Annotated in this window: 10 protein-coding genes and 1 pseudogene; 8 read left to right on the plus strand and 3 right to left on the minus strand. The window is 43.6% G+C overall.

The window, feature by feature from the left end; all coding sequences use genetic code 11:
- Positions 1 to 214: 214 nt before the first annotated feature.
- Together BLQ60_RS07770 and BLQ60_RS07775 are read right to left on the minus strand one after the other, a co-directional pair.
- Positions 215 to 2,263 carry a lipase family alpha/beta hydrolase gene (locus BLQ60_RS07770; RefSeq protein ID WP_244515992.1) on the minus strand — a complete coding sequence of 683 codons (2,049 nt, stop codon included), beginning with the start codon at positions 2,261 to 2,263 and terminating at the stop codon, positions 215 to 217.
- 225 nt (positions 2,264 to 2,488) lie between these two features.
- Positions 2,489 to 3,520 carry a type I glyceraldehyde-3-phosphate dehydrogenase gene (locus BLQ60_RS07775; protein ID WP_092618372.1) on the minus strand — a complete coding sequence of 344 codons (1,032 nt, stop codon included), beginning with the start codon at positions 3,518 to 3,520 and terminating at the stop codon, positions 2,489 to 2,491.
- A 302-nt stretch (positions 3,521 to 3,822) separates the two neighbouring features.
- On the opposite strand from BLQ60_RS07775, the gene BLQ60_RS07780 reads away from it, so the two are divergent.
- The 7 genes from BLQ60_RS07780 (at position 3,823) to BLQ60_RS07810 (ending at position 12,265) form a co-directional block, all read left to right on the plus strand.
- A complete protein-coding gene (locus tag BLQ60_RS07780) occupies positions 3,823 to 4,815 on the plus strand; it encodes a DUF1852 domain-containing protein (protein ID WP_092618375.1) in 993 nt (330 codons plus the stop codon).
- 80 nt (positions 4,816 to 4,895) lie between these two features.
- The gene (locus tag BLQ60_RS07785) at positions 4,896 to 5,927 is read left to right on the plus strand and encodes a methionine synthase (protein ID WP_092618378.1); all 1,032 of its coding nucleotides are present in this window, start codon (positions 4,896 to 4,898) and stop codon (positions 5,925 to 5,927) included.
- A gap of 188 nt (positions 5,928 to 6,115) precedes the next feature.
- Positions 6,116 to 6,634, plus strand: a complete 519-nt coding sequence (locus BLQ60_RS07790) for a flavin reductase (RefSeq protein ID WP_092618381.1) — start codon at positions 6,116 to 6,118, stop codon at positions 6,632 to 6,634.
- 385 nt (positions 6,635 to 7,019) lie between these two features.
- On the plus strand, positions 7,020 to 9,662 hold the full coding sequence (alaS, locus tag BLQ60_RS07795; protein ID WP_171259078.1) for an alanine--tRNA ligase: 2,643 nt from the start codon (positions 7,020 to 7,022) through the stop codon (positions 9,660 to 9,662).
- Positions 9,663 to 9,801: 139 nt separating this feature from the next.
- Positions 9,802 to 11,082 carry an aspartate kinase gene (locus BLQ60_RS07800; protein ID WP_092618386.1) on the plus strand — a complete coding sequence of 427 codons (1,281 nt, stop codon included), beginning with the start codon at positions 9,802 to 9,804 and terminating at the stop codon, positions 11,080 to 11,082.
- A gap of 218 nt (positions 11,083 to 11,300) precedes the next feature.
- Entirely contained in the window at positions 11,301 to 11,549 is a 249-nt protein-coding gene (gene csrA / locus BLQ60_RS07805) for a carbon storage regulator CsrA (RefSeq protein ID WP_092618389.1), read from the plus strand.
- A 239-nt stretch (positions 11,550 to 11,788) separates the two neighbouring features.
- Positions 11,789 to 12,265, plus strand: a complete 477-nt coding sequence (locus BLQ60_RS07810) for a hypothetical protein (protein ID WP_092618392.1) — start codon at positions 11,789 to 11,791, stop codon at positions 12,263 to 12,265.
- A gap of 85 nt (positions 12,266 to 12,350) precedes the next feature.
- Here the strand turns inward: BLQ60_RS07810 and BLQ60_RS07815 are convergent.
- Positions 12,351 to 12,746, minus strand: a pseudogene (locus BLQ60_RS07815) (A1S_2505 family phage non-structural protein); the annotation flags it as partial.
- Between the two features lie 209 nt (positions 12,747 to 12,955).
- On the opposite strand from BLQ60_RS07815, the gene uvrB reads away from it, so the two are divergent.
- Complete coding sequence (gene uvrB, locus BLQ60_RS07820) at positions 12,956 to 14,974, plus strand: excinuclease ABC subunit UvrB (protein WP_092618398.1); 2,019 nt, start codon at positions 12,956 to 12,958, stop codon at positions 14,972 to 14,974.
- The last annotated feature ends 23 nt before the right edge of the window (positions 14,975 to 14,997 follow it).

Raw genomic sequence — 14,997 nt, forward strand, 5'->3', positions numbered from 1 at the left:
CTGTCTCAAAATCCAATTTTCAACCCCACCTAACCTCCCCTTAATAAGGGGAGGAATTCTAACCATTTGATTTAACTGAGTGGTCTTTCCCCTGTGAAGGAGGATGAGGAGTATACTCCGCAAGGGGATTTTATTGTTTCGAGGCCGGTTCGAAAAAAAAGCAGATCGGTTGATCTGCTTTTTTGTGTAGCACCTGTCCCGTCCTAAATAAAGTTTAAGGGTTATACAGTCCAAGCTCTTGCAAATGCAGGCGCAAGATATGGCGTACTTCAAGCACCGCCTCTGGGGTGAATTGGATCGAATGTCCGCCTTTGATGATTTTCTCCGACTGTGCACCGTCGATATGCGCACTGTGATACGGCACAATACCATCGGTGATCTCATCAGGATTGGTGGAATCGGTATCATTGCCCATGATCAAATGATATTTCACATGGCTATTGATTTTGGTATCACCCGTAATTTTTGTGAAAGCAGATTTTTTGCTCAGATCACTTGGTCCATTTTGCAAAAAGTCTTTGCCAATGCGTTCCATCACCGCTTGCGCTTCATCATCTCCCAAGCCTGCTTTTGCTGTGGTTAATGCTGCTTTTAAAAAGTTTTGTGGTAAGCGAATAATTTTTCGAGCAGCGAGGGTAAACCAGCGATCAGCAAAGTCGGTGCCATGAAAAGGTGAAGACACCAAAATCGCCCGATCAAATGGTGGCGTTAAAGCATGCATTTTAAAGCGTTGCTGAGCAGCCCCCATGTTTTTGATTTTTTTGAAATCTTTTTGATCTTCGGTTTGTAGATATTTCATGATAGGCTGGGTGTAATCCGCATCACTAATGAGCAAACGTGCAATCACGCCACCCATACTGTGACCAAGTAATACCGCATCTTTCGGTGGTTGATTGGGATAGAGCTTGGCAACACCATCAAAGGATTGCTTGAGCAACGCATAGATTTGATAACGACTTTCCATGATCGGCATGTTGGTCGAATAAAACACTTGCCATACTTGGTAGTGCTCACGCAACACGCTATCGCCCATAATATCATTGGTCATGGTAATCCATGCTTCAGGACTACTGGCAAGACCATGAATCATCACAATAATTTTTTTGTTCGGATTGTACGGCTCAAGCATAAACAAGTGCGGCATGATCAGATCTTGCTCACGATCAAGTAGCGTCAAATAGCCCGCCGCACCGAGTTTATTATTGGCAAGCCAGAGCCCGTAAGGCGCAGAGAAATTTGCCGCCAAAGGGTAAGTGTGTTCATCAACTTTAATGTCTTGATATTTGTTGGGATCAACTGCGTTGATGATCAACTCTTTGCTTTTGAGTACGGCATCTACAGATTCTCGTTGCTTAGGTACAACCACAATGGTTGCTGGTAGGTTTTGTGCTTGATGAATATTGGGGTGATCATAAATATTTTGCAGATTTAAGAATGGATCGATTTTAAATTCGCTAAATGGTTTTTTATCCGATTTTTTCAGTTCAATGGCAAATTCAGAGCCAAAACCATCACGACGACTCACCGAGCGTAGACCAGAGAAGCTCAAATTGTAGGTGCTAATCAGGCGCTCAACATCATCTTTTTTCAGGCTTGGGTATTGCTCTAAGTTGATCAAATAGGTGCTATCACCAATGGTCATTTGCCCTTGGCTATATGATTTTTCTTGAATTTTTTGCTCGTTAAATTTATTGACCAAATTGGCGATGGCTTGATTATAAAAATCTCGCACTTGCACTTGTCGGTTGTCAAACAAACGCTGGGTCGGTGGGCGCTTGGTATCAAACAAATAGGCATAACTATAACGGATGGCGTGATTTAAGGACTCGAGTTGTTGCGTGGTACATTGAATATACTGTTTGCCGAGCGTATCGTACTTGGCTTTTTGTTCATCATTGAGCTGATCTTGCTCTTTTTTGGCATGGGTTTTGGCAAAATCACAGTTTGAGGATTTGCTTAATTGAATCGCATGCGCAAGGTAAATCTCACTGGCTGCAGAGAGATATTGTTCATCAATGATTTCAGGGATTTGCGCCAAATCCTCCATGCATTGATTGGGATCATTGATACATTTTTTGGTTTCTTGTCCAGACATCGACAGGACATTGAGACTGGCTTCACTCAGCTCATCTCGGGTCAATATACTGTCACGTTCATTGCTGAGTGTAGTGCCGACTTTTTGTTCTTTAACACTCACCATTTGACAACCTGTCAGCGTGAGCATGCTTATACTCAGCGAAAGCAGGAGTGTACGTTGCAACATGGAATACCCCATCAAAAATTGAACAATTTCAGCCTGAGATTATGGCATTTTTTGCCAAAAAAACCAGCCTTTAAACCAAAATTTTAATCATTTGTTTAATTTTTTGTGTAACGTAGTGATATTGCCTGATGATACTCCGTGTGATATTACATGGCGATGATCAGATGCGCATCGGACTGACGGCTAAGCAACAAAGCAGTTGAAAGAAGGAGAAGGTGAGCTAATTTAAAGCTGTGCACACAAATCCAGCAAACGGTTGGCATAACCCCACTCATTGTCATACCACGCAAACACTTTCACCTGACGACCAACCACCATGGTTTGGGTCAGATCGACGATCAAGGAATACGGTGAATGATTAAAATCACTCGACACCAAATATTCATCGGTGGTTTGCATGATGTCGCTAAATTGCTTTTTTGAGGCGGTGATTAAAGTTTGATTCACTGCTTGGCGATCGAGTTTACTTTTTGCCACAAAGGTTAAATCAATCGCAGCGACATTGATGGTTGGCACACGGATGGAATAGCCATCAATGCGATGTTCCATATGTGGCATGACTTGTTTTAATGCACCGAGTGCACTCGACGTGGTCGGAATGATGTTTTGTCCCGAAGCACGAGCACGGCGCAGGTCACGATGGGCATGATCGAGCACCGATTGATCGGCTGTCACCGCATGAATTTCGGTCATCAGGGCAGTATCAATACCAAAAGCATCATCCATGATCTTGACCAAAGGCACCAATGCTTGCGTAGTACAAGATACACTAGAGATGATTTGATCGGTGGCTTTGATGTCTTGATGATTGATGCCGTAGACCACCGCAGCATCGACGCTATCAAATGGCGCCGCACCGATAATCACTCGCTTTGCGCCTGCTTGCAGATGTTTGCCTGCATCAGCACGGGAGCGAAACAATCCTGTACATTCCAGTACCACATCGACATTTAATCCATGTGCTATATCAGACCACGGCAGATCAATGGGATCAGGATGTTGTAACAGTTGAATGTCTAAGGACTTCTGTGCGGTAGAGACCTTTAAGGTGCGTTGATCATTTTCCTCAACCAGCTCTGCCTGTCCTGCAAAACGCCCATGTGTGGTGTCGTATTTGAACAAATGCAGTAGCGTTTCGGCATCAGCAATATCGTTGATCGCCACGATCTGAAAATCATAACTTTGCGGATGCTCAAACCATGCCCGTAGCACATTGCGTCCGATCCGACCAAAACCATTGATGGCGATACGTTGCATGGCAAACCTCGAAGAAAATGATGACGCAAGAAAAGTGCTGCCATGTTAAAGCAAAAGTGGCAAAAAACAAAAATGAAATCCCTTGCAAATGCACGATAGATGCAGAAATAGCGACTGGTGCAGATGATTCAGTGGAAAATTTAGGCATTTGAGGTGCTTAGATGGCTAATTAGATGGTTGAGGTGAATTTTATTCAGCTTTTTGTGAAATTAAGTCGTTTTTATTCATGTTGGATTTTCGGTATAAATAGCGGCATAGATTGATCCACTGTTTATCTCTCAAATTTTAGGGGCAACACTGCCATGACTCAGCATAATTCGAATCAAGATTTTACCTTTTCGATCAAACGCATTCGCTTTGACGAACATTATCAGCCGTCATCGAATACGCGCCTGACCACCAACTTTGCCAATCTGGCTCGTGGCGAAAGCCGTCAGGAAAATCTGCGCAAGACTTTGGCGATGATTAATAATCGTTTCAATGCCTTAGCATCTTATGATAATCCGACTGCAGATCGCTATGCGGTAGAAATTGACATTGTATCCGTTGATATTGATGTGCAGGGCAATGGTGAGACTTTCCCGACCATCGAAATATTGCAACCGACCATCATTGATCAAAAAACCAATCAACGCATCGAGGGTATTGTCGGTAATAGCTTTTCATCGTATGTGCGTGATTATGATTTTAGTGTGTTGTTGCCTGCGTACAATCAGGATCAAGCAAAGTTTAGCATTCCTGAAAACTACGGTGATTTGCATGGCAAAATTTTTAAGTCATTTATCGCATCCGATGCATATCAAGACAAATTTCATAAAGCCCCAGTGATTTGCCTGAGCGTATCCAGCACCAAAACCTATCATCGTACCGCCAATGTACATCCAATTTTGGGCTTGGAATATCGCCAAGATGAATATTCATTGACCGATGCTTATTTTGAAAAAATGGGTTTAAAGGTGCGTTACTTCATGCCGCCAAACAGTGCTGCGCCGTTTGCGTTCTATCATAGTGGCGATTTGCTCAATGATTATAGTGAGTTGGAGTTGATTGGTACGATTAGCACCATGGAGACTTTCCAGAAGATTTATCGTCCTGAAATCTACAATGCCAACTCGAGCGCAGGTCAGACGTATCAGCCGAGCTTGAAGTATCAAGATTATTCATTGACGCAGATTGTGTATGACCGTGAAGAGCGCACGCAACTGGCGATTGAACAGGGTAAATGGACGGAACAGCACTTTATCAAACCGTACAAAACCATCCTTGAGCAATGGTCGAACAACTACGCCGTTTAAAACGGATACGCCATTTAACAACTGATTTATCGACGATTTTATTAAGCATTGAATAGAAGATATTGGATAGAAGATTAACTATGAGCATTTTATTACCGACCTCAACCGCAGGCAGTTTGCCGAAACCATCTTGGTTGGCAGAACCTGAAAAACTTTGGTCACCGTGGAAGCCACAAGGCGATGAGCTGATCGAAGCAAAGCAAGATGCGCTGAGTTTGTCTTTGCATGAGCAAGTCCAAGCAGGCATTGATATTGTCAGTGATGGAGAGCAAACCCGTCAGCATTTTGTCACCACCTTTATTGAGCATCTGGATGGCGTTGATTTTGAAAAACGTGAAACGGTGCGTATTCGTAATCGTTATGATGCGAGTGTGCCGACCGTCGTCAGTGCGGTATCTCGTCAAAAGCCTGTATTTGTTGAAGATGCCAAATTCTTACGTCAGCAAACCTCACAACCGATCAAATGGGCGCTGCCTGGTCCAATGACCATGATTGATACGCTATATGATGCGCACTATAAAAGCCGTGAAAAATTGGCGTGGGAATTTGCCAAAATCCTCAATGAAGAAGCCAAAGAGCTCGAAGCGGCAGGGGTGGATATTATTCAATTCGATGAGCCAGCATTTAATGTGTTCTTTGATGAGGTCAATGACTGGGGCGTGGCAACACTTGAGCGAGCCATCGAAGGCTTGAAGTGTGAAACCGCAGTGCATATTTGCTACGGCTATGGCATCAAAGCCAATACGGATTGGAAAAAAACATTGGGCAATGAATGGCGTCAATATGAAGAAGCCTTTCCAAAGTTACAACAATCGAAAATTGATATTGTGTCTTTAGAATGTCAAAACTCACGTGTACCAATGGATTTGATCGAATTGATTCGTGGTAAAAAAGTCATGGTCGGTGCGATCGACGTGGCGACCAATACAGTTGAAACGCCTGAACAAGTGGCTGATACCTTACGCAAAGCATTGCAATTTGTCGATGCGGATAAACTCTATCCATCAACCAACTGTGGTATGGCACCACTTCCACGTGCCGTGGCAAGAGGCAAGTTGCAAGCGCTGAGCGCAGGTGCGGAAATTATTCGTAAAGAGCTTTTGGGCAAATAGCTATCGAGAATGTGATTTAACCCCTCTAAATCTCCCCTTAAAAAAAGGGAGACTTACTCGAATTCTCATCTGTATTAGATTCGTGTCTCCTTCCCTTTTTTAAGGGGAAGGTCGGGATGGGGTTTTATTTGACCATCCTTCTTTAAAAAAGAGGGGGCGTCGTAAATTGTGTTTATGAGGAAAATGTGATGGTTGAAGCAACAGATTTTAGAGATGCAATGTCTTTATTGAGCAGTGCCGTCAGTGTGGTGACGACGGCAGGTGTGGCGGATCGTCATGGTTTTACCGCATCGGCGGTGTGTAGTGTTACTGATACGCCACCGACTTTGTTGGTGTGTATGAATCAATCCTCACGTTCGCATACACATTTTGCTGAAAATAAAATCCTGACGGTAAATGTGCTTGGTGCACAGCATCAACACATTTCCAATGTGTTTGCTTCTAAAATGAATTCTGATGAACGCTTTCTGCATGGTGAATGGACGACTTTAGAAACAGGTGCGCCTGTGTTAAACGATGCTTTGGTGAGTTTTGATTGTGAGATCGAGCAAGTGCAAGCGGTGGGGACACATGATATTTTTATCTGTCGGATTGTGGCGATACAGCACAATGCTGATCAGGAAAGCAAAAGCGATAAAAGTTTGGTGTACTTTAACCGTAGCTATCATCATGTTGGAAGAGTGGTGAAGCAGGTGGAAGTTGCTTGAATTTGAGGCTATCATCGTCATTGCATGAATCTTCCATAACTAAATTGATTGTAATCGAGTGAGTTAATATTTAAATCGATTTACTCGCCTCGCCACCTTCGGTGTCGAGGCGAGTGGGGGTATGGGGGCTTCGCCCCCAACCCCGCCCGCAGATTTCGGTCGCCACAGGCGACCGAAATCTGCTTAAATCTTTTCAAAAATAAATCAGTCAACTTACATATTCCAAAACATCGTTGAACTCATGTAAAAACATTGGTCTTGACCCAAAACTCCGTTATAATTTAGCGCTTTTACGCCTTCGTCTGCGTATTTTCATGTTTTGCGTGAAATTCGTATCGTCGATCAACTAATTTTTTGTAATGCCCAATCTATGGAGTGACTTGTAGTGAGTACACGTTTGATGACCGCCGCTGATATTCGTGAAGCGTTTTTAAGTTATTTCGAATCAAAAGGGCATACACGTGTCGCCTCAAGCTCATTGGTGCCAAGTGACGACCCAACCTTGCTGTTTACCAATGCAGGCATGAACCAGTTTAAAGACTGTTTCTTGGGACTGGAAAAACGTGACTACGTGCGTGCAACTAGCTCACAAAAATGCGTGCGTGCAGGCGGAAAACACAACGACTTAGACAATGTCGGCTACACCGCACGCCACCATACCTTCTTTGAAATGTTGGGTAACTTCTCCTTTGGCGATTATTTTAAGAAAGACGCCATTACATTCGCATGGGAATTTTTGACCGAAACGCTTGGTCTGCCTAAAGATCGTCTATACGCCACCATTTATGAAACAGATGACGAAGCCTTTGAAATTTGGAACAAAGACGTTGGGCTAAGCGCAGATCGTATTATCCGTATCGGTGATAAAGGCGCAAAATACGAATCAGACAACTTCTGGGCGATGGGCGATACAGGGCCTTGTGGGCCGTGTTCTGAGATTTTCTATGATCATGGCGATCATATTTGGGGCGGTTTACCAGGTACACCAGAAGAAGATGGTGACCGTTTTATCGAGATTTGGAATAACGTCTTTATGCAGTTCAATCGCACTGCGGACGGCGTATTGCATCCACTGCCTGCACCGTCAGTTGATACAGGCATGGGCTTAGAGCGGATTTCTGCGGTATTACAACATGTTAATTCCAACTATGAAATCGACCTATTCCAACATTTATTAAAATCTGCTGCGGACATTATTGGCATTCAAGATGAAGGTCAGCCGTCGCTACGTGTGGTTGCCGATCATGCACGTTCATGCTGTTTCTTGATTGCTGATGGTGTGAATCCGTCGAATGAAGGGCGTGGTTATGTGCTACGTCGTATTATCCGCCGTGCGGTGCGTCATGGTAATAAACTCGGCGCAACTGGCACATTCTTCTACAAGATGTTGCAACCGTTGATCGAGGTAATGGGTCAAGCCTATCCTGAGCTGGAAGCCAATAAAGCCCGTATCGAAGCGGCATTGATCAAAGAGGAAGAACAATTTGCCAAGACTTTGGAACAAGGTTTGAAATTGCTTGAAGGTGAATTGGCGAATCTACAAGGCAAAGTCATCGCAGGCGAAACTGTCTTTAAACTCTATGATACCTATGGTTTCCCAACAGATTTGACCGCCGATATTGCACGTGAACGTGAACTCAGCATTGACGAAGCAGGCTTTGAAGTGGAAATGGCGGCACAGCGTCAACGAGCTCGTGATGCAGGCAAATTCAATGTTGATTATAACGCTATCGTTAAAGTCGAAGGCGATACCCAGTTTGACGGCTACGATGCGACACAAGGTCAAGGTCAGATCGTTGCGATCTACAAAGACGGTGAGCAAGTTGACGAAGTGGTTGAAGGTGATGAAGCACTGATTGTACTCAATCAAACGCCATTCTACGCAGAAAGTGGCGGACAGATCGGTGATACAGGCATATTCAAAAATGAAACAGGGATTTTTGAAGTCCAAGACACCAAGAAATCTGGCGGTGCATTCGTGCATCAAGGGATTGTCACTGTCGGTCAACTCAAAGCATCACAAAAAGTTGAAGCGATCGTCAAAGCTGATATTCGTGCCAATACTGCAAAGAATCACTCTGCAACGCATTTATTGCATGCTGCTTTACGCCAAATCTTAGGTACGCATGTACAGCAAAAAGGTTCATTGGTTGCCAGTGATATTTTGCGTTTTGATTTTGCCAATGATCAGCCTGTGACATTTGAGCAACTTCAAGACATCGAGCGTTTGGTGAATCGTGAAGTGATTGCCAATACCCCAGTATTGACCGAAGTTTTAGACATTGAAACGGCGAAATCCAAAGGCGCAATGATGCTGTTTGGTGAGAAGTACGGCGATGAAGTGCGTGTCTTGACCATGGGGACAGTGCGTGATGAGCGTAATTTCTCGATCGAACTCTGCGGTGGTATTCATGTTCAGCGTACTGGCGATATTGGTTTGTTTAAGATCACTTCTGAAGGTGGTGTGGCAGCAGGTATTCGTCGTATCGAAGCGGTGACGGGCAGTAAAGCGCTAGAAAATGTGCAACATGCCGATGCCACCATTGCACAGATCAATGGCTTACTCAAAGCGCAAAAAGATCAAACTTTGGAAAAAGTCCGTGCCACAGCTGATCATGCGGTGCAATTGCAAAAGCAAATCGAGCAACTCAATCAAAAATTGGCTAACTTCCAAGCGACAGAGTTGCTTTCAAATGTACAAGAGATCGCAGGGCGTAAGACCTTGATTACACAGGTCAACAATGTCGATGCCAAATCTTTGCGTCATTTACATGACAGTGTCAAATCAAAATTGGATGATGCTGTGATCGTTCTTGTGGGCACAGAATCTGACAAAGTCAGTCTGATTGCCTCAGTGGCAAAATCACATCAAGCTACAGTCAAAGCAGGCGACATTATCAAACATCTTGCCAATGAACTCGGTGGTAAAGGTGGCGGTAAGCCTGATTTGGCACAAGGTGGTGCGCCAATGAGTGATCAAGTTGATAGTGTGGTGGCGGGTCTAGGTGCTTGGCTCTCAAATCAGTAATTGATTGATTTGTTAATGATCAATAGCAAATCATTGGGTGAGAAATTTTGATTTTAAGCATTTACAATTGAAAGTGAAGATTTCAATCTGTGTTTAAAATTTAGCTTTTAGGTTTTTTGGGTGAATTTGGAATAATGCTATGGCTTTAATCGTTCAAAAATATGGTGGCACGTCGATGGGTACACCTGAGCGCATCTTAAATGTGGCTCGACGTGTCAAACGTTGGCATGATCATGGTCACAAGGTGGTCGTGGTTGTATCTGCGATGAGTGGTGAAACCAACCGCTTGTTGGCATTAGCTAAGGCGATTACCGAAAGCCCTGATCCACGTGAATTGGATCAAATGGTTTCTACAGGCGAGCAAGTCACCATTGCGATGTTGTCAATGGCGCTCAACTCGATCGGCGTTGAAGCGAAGTCGTTGACAGGTCGCCAAGTCGGTATCAAAACGGACAGCGCATTTACCAAGGCACGTATTGAAGCGATTGATACCGATGTCATGACAGGGCACTTAGATGCTGGTCGGGTGATCGTGGTTGCAGGCTTCCAAGGTTTTGATGCTGATGGCAACACCACAACTTTAGGACGTGGTGGTTCGGATACCTCGGGTGTGGCACTCGCTGCAGCATTGAAAGCAGATGAATGTCAGATTTATACCGATGTCGATGGCGTCTATACCACAGACCCACGTGTGGCACCAAAGGCGAAAAAAGTCGATCGAATTTCCTTTGAAGAAATGCTGGAAATGGCGTCACTGGGTTCAAAAGTATTACAAATTCGCTCGGTTGAATTTGCAGGGAAATATCAAGTGCCACTACGGGTCTTATCAAGTTTTGATAATGACGATGACGGCGCATTTGATGATCATTTTAAACAAACGGTCGGTACACTGATTACCACAGAATCGGAAGACACTATGGAACAACCAATTATCTCAGGTATTGCGTTCAATCGTGATGAAGCAAAATTAACAATTCTTGGTGTGCCAGATGAGCCAGGCATTGCCTCAAAAATTCTTTCTCCGATTGGTGCGGCAAACGTCGAAGTTGACATGATCGTACAAAATGTCGAAGAAGATGGCACCACAGATTTTACCTTCACTGTGAATCGTACCGAGTTGGCAAAAGCCAAAAAAATTCTGGATGAAACAGCGCAAAACATTGGCGCACGTGAAGTCAACACCCGTGATGATATTGTTAAAGTCTCTATCGTTGGTGTCGGCATGCGCTCACACGCAGGTGTAGCAAGTAAAATGTTTACCGCACTTGCTGATGAAGGCATCAATATTTTGATGATCTCAACCTCTGAGATTAAAATTTCTGTGATCATCGATGAAAAATATCTTGAACTTGCAGTACGTGCCTTACACACTGCCTTTGGTCTTGATCGTGAATTTGGTGAAAGTAGCGCGCGTGCTTAAAAAATAAGCAAATAGCGACGAAATACAGGGCAATTGCACATTATTTTCAATTTTGCCCGACAATGTGCCACTATACTTCTATAGTGGCTCTGTTATATTAAACCTCGGATTTATTTACAATCAATTAAAAGCGGTTGTGCGAAAAGAAGTTTTTCTTTGTCTTGTATTTAAATTTGAAATTTCATCAGTTTCACGCAATTATTAGCAAGGAGGCAATAATGCTAATTTTAACACGTCGTGTGGGTGAAACACTCATGATCGGTGATCAAGTGAGTGTGACAGTATTGGGTGTGAAGGGGAATCAAGTGCGAATCGGTGTTAATGCGCCGAAAGAAGTCTCGGTGCATCGTGAAGAAATCTATCAACGAATTCAACACGAGCGTGCCATGCATGAGCATCTTCAGCATTTAGATGAAGACTTTAGCCCAAGTTTTAACGATGATGACTACTCCCAGTTCAATCGTTAAGTTGACTTAGAAATAAAACCATTGATTGACGTCAATGGTTTATTTTTTGTGACATATAAAATAATTTATAAAAATGAATAATAAAAATTAACTTCTGCTTAGACCCTAAAAATAATGAGTTTTCGACAGATGGTGAGCGATTTGATTGCAGGATCATGACAAACTTGTTAGCTTAAATAGGCATGTATAAAAAAGCATCGGATAGATGTAAAAACAACAAAGCAGACAAGGGGATGTCTATGAAATCTTGGTTAAAATCACAGCGATCAGTGTTGATTGTCATGCCAATAATCAGCTTACAGTTAGGTCTTTCTCAGCTCAGTCTCGCCGTACAACCCGTCAGTGATGCGGAGTTGGCTGAATCTGCAAGTCTCAACTCCATTGTCTTGGATGAGCGTATTGCCGAGAATAAAGTCTTTATTATTGAAGAAGACACCAGCCTCGGAGAAACGCCAGCATTTCAAAGTATGAATATTTTGAGTTTGCTTTATCCCGATGACTTTATCCGTGAAATCGGTGAACAACAAAGCTATTTCACACGTAACTTTGGCTCGGAATTCTATAGCTATCGTTGGGCGGGCAACTTAGACCAGATCTGGGCTGCCAACCCCTACTATGAATTTAGCTATAACGTTGAAACAGATCGCTATGAGCTGAATAATATGCGTGGACGGGTGTGGACTTCTGTAGAACCTTATCGAAGTGGTTCAGAATAGGGTTTGTTGAAATGTCAACAGACCCTAATTAAAATGCGATGCCGAAATAGAAAATTTTGAGTGATTCTATACGAGCAGTCTAAGCCTCTAAATACACCTTAAAGCGTATCGGCAAAATCACATTGTCAGTAACACCTTGAAACAGTGGCGCAATGTCTTTGGCGTCATAGCCAACATGTCCACATCCGACCGCCGTGACAAAATATGTCTGTCGTGGATGATTCTTTGTGTAGATTTTAAAGTCGTCAATATAATGTGCAATCTGATGAATCGGCATCGCCTGCTGATGTTCATTTTCTGTGGCGATGGCAAAACTTTGTCCTGCCCAGCCACGTCCAAAATGTGTCATTGCACCAAAATGTTTATACGCCGTGAGCGCTGCGCCACATTCGTGTTTGCCTGCAAGATTGCTACCAAAGACAAAAACGGTATCTTCAGGAAGTTGATGGATATGGGTTTCGTCGTGATATTGATAGGGCATAGATGACTTCTAGTTTTGCTTGATTTCAGAATCATTTTATCTTGCGTGTATCACACCCTTTGGTCAAGTCAAGATTGTGGATTTTACAACGGCATTGTCAATTTCGTGCTTTTTATTTGCTATGCTTTAATTCTGCCAAATTAGCCCCATTAAAACTGTCATCATCTTTTTTAATTTGACTATTTCCTTATTTATCCTTGGAGTGTCCTGTGAGCGAATCTCAAGCCTTTAAACTCGTCACCGATTTTGCCCCTGCGGGTGATCAGCCACAGGCGATTGAGCGATTGGTGGCAGGGCTTGAGCAAGGGCAGAAGAATCAATTGCTCCTTGGTGTGACGGGTTCGGGCAAGACCTATACCATGGCGAATGTGATTGCGCAGACGCAACGCCCAACCATTATCATGGCGCATAATAAGACTTTGGCGGCGCAGCTTTACGGCGAGTTTAAGGCATTTTTTCCGCACAATGCGGTGGAGTATTTCGTCAGTTATTATGATTATTATCAGCCTGAAGCCTATGTGCCGTCGTCGGATACTTTTATTGAAAAAGATGCTTCCATTAACGATCACATTGACCAAATGCGACTCTCGGCGACACGTTCGCTGTTAGAGCGTCGCGATTCGATCATCATTGCCTCGGTATCTGCGATCTATGGTTTGGGTGATCCTGAAGCCTATATGCAGATGTTGTTGCACGTGGTTGAGGGTGATCAAGTCAATCGTGATGATTTGATTCGTCGTTTGGTGGCGATGCAATATAGTCGCAATGAACTCGAATTTACCCGAGGGACGTATCGGATTCGAGGTGAGATTCTCGATGTATTTCCTGCGGAATCGGAGCAAAATGCGATTCGCATTGAACTGTTTGATGATGAAGTCGAATCGATTAAATGGTTTGACCCACTGACGGGGAAGATGATACGTAAAGTGCCACGGGTGACCATTTATCCAAAAAGTCACTATGTCACACCACGAGAAAGTTTAGAGCGTGCAGTCGGGACAATTAAAACCGAGCTCAAATCACAACTGGAATTTTTTAAGAATAATGACAAATTGGTCGAAGCACAGCGCCTTGAGCAACGTACACGCTATGATTTAGAAATGATTCAACAGCTTGGCTATTGTAATGGGATTGAAAACTATTCACGGCATTTGTCAGGGCGTGAAGCGGGCGCAGCACCGCCGACCTTGTTTGATTATGTGCCCGAAGATGGTTTGCTGATCATTGATGAGTCACATGTGACCATTCCACAGATCGGTGCGATGTACAAGGGCGACCGCTCACGCAAAGAAAATTTGGTCAATTATGGTTTCCGTTTGCCAAGTGCTTTGGACAATCGTCCGATGAAATTTGAAGAATGGGAACGCATTACGCCTGATACCATTTATGTGTCAGCGACACCTGCCAATTATGAATTGGAACATGCGGCGCAAGTGGTCGAACAAGTGGTACGCCCAACAGGTTTGATTGATCCTGAGATTGAAATCCGTCCAGTGCTCACCCAAGTCGATGATGTCTTGTCCGAAATTAACATTCGTAAAGAACTCAATGAACGAGTTTTAGTCACCACCTTGACCAAACGCATGGCGGAAGACTTGACCAGTTATCTCAAGGAATATGGCGTCAAAGTCGCTTATCTGCATTCAGATATTGATACGGTGGAACGAGTAAAAATTATCCATGAACTCCGTACTGGGATTCATGATGTGCTAGTCGGGATTAACTTACTGCGTGAAGGTTTGGACATGCCCGAAGTATCCTTGGTGGCGATTCTTGATGCCGATAAAGAGGGCTTTCTGCGCTCTGAGCGCTCGCTGATTCAGACGATTGGTCGTGCAGCACGGAATATCAAAGGTAAAGCGATTCTCTATGCCGATCGAATTACCGATTCGATGCAAAAAGCCATTGATGAAACCATGCGTCGTCGTAATAAACAAATCCAGTTTAATGAAGAACATGGCATCATTCCACGTAGTGCCAAACGTCAAGTGATTAAAGAGATAGACACTGGTGAGGTCTATGATGAAGATGCAGAAATTCAAGCACACTCATCGGAGAAAAAGCTCACCAATGATGAACAACATCTAATCGCTGATCCAAAACTGTTTTCCAAACACATCAATAAACTGGAAAAAGAAATGCTCAAAGCCTCAAAAGAGCTTCAATTTGAACAGGCGGCACGACTGCGTGATGAAATTTTGCGTTTAAAAGCAATGTTATTACAGTAAAGTAGTGAAGAAAAGCATCGCTA

Source organism: Acinetobacter marinus (assembly GCF_900096915.1).
Lineage (GTDB): Bacteria > Pseudomonadota > Gammaproteobacteria > Pseudomonadales > Moraxellaceae > Acinetobacter > Acinetobacter marinus.

What these genes read in the sequence shown, in the direction of transcription:
- BLQ60_RS07770 (WP_244515992.1), bottom strand. Translation starts at nt 2,263, where the DNA reads ATGTTGCAACGTACACTCCTGCTTTCGCTGAGTATAAGCATGCTCACG.
- BLQ60_RS07775 (WP_092618372.1), bottom strand. Translation starts at nt 3,520, where the DNA reads ATGCAACGTATCGCCATCAATGGTTTTGGTCGGATCGGACGCAATGTG.
- BLQ60_RS07780 (WP_092618375.1), top strand. Translation starts at nt 3,823, where the DNA reads ATGACTCAGCATAATTCGAATCAAGATTTTACCTTTTCGATCAAACGC.
- BLQ60_RS07785 (WP_092618378.1), top strand. Translation starts at nt 4,896, where the DNA reads ATGAGCATTTTATTACCGACCTCAACCGCAGGCAGTTTGCCGAAACCA.
- BLQ60_RS07790 (WP_092618381.1), top strand. Translation starts at nt 6,116, where the DNA reads ATGGTTGAAGCAACAGATTTTAGAGATGCAATGTCTTTATTGAGCAGT.
- BLQ60_RS07800 (WP_092618386.1), top strand. Translation starts at nt 9,802, where the DNA reads ATGGCTTTAATCGTTCAAAAATATGGTGGCACGTCGATGGGTACACCT.
- csrA (WP_092618389.1), top strand. Translation starts at nt 11,301, where the DNA reads ATGCTAATTTTAACACGTCGTGTGGGTGAAACACTCATGATCGGTGAT.
- BLQ60_RS07810 (WP_092618392.1), top strand. Translation starts at nt 11,789, where the DNA reads ATGAAATCTTGGTTAAAATCACAGCGATCAGTGTTGATTGTCATGCCA.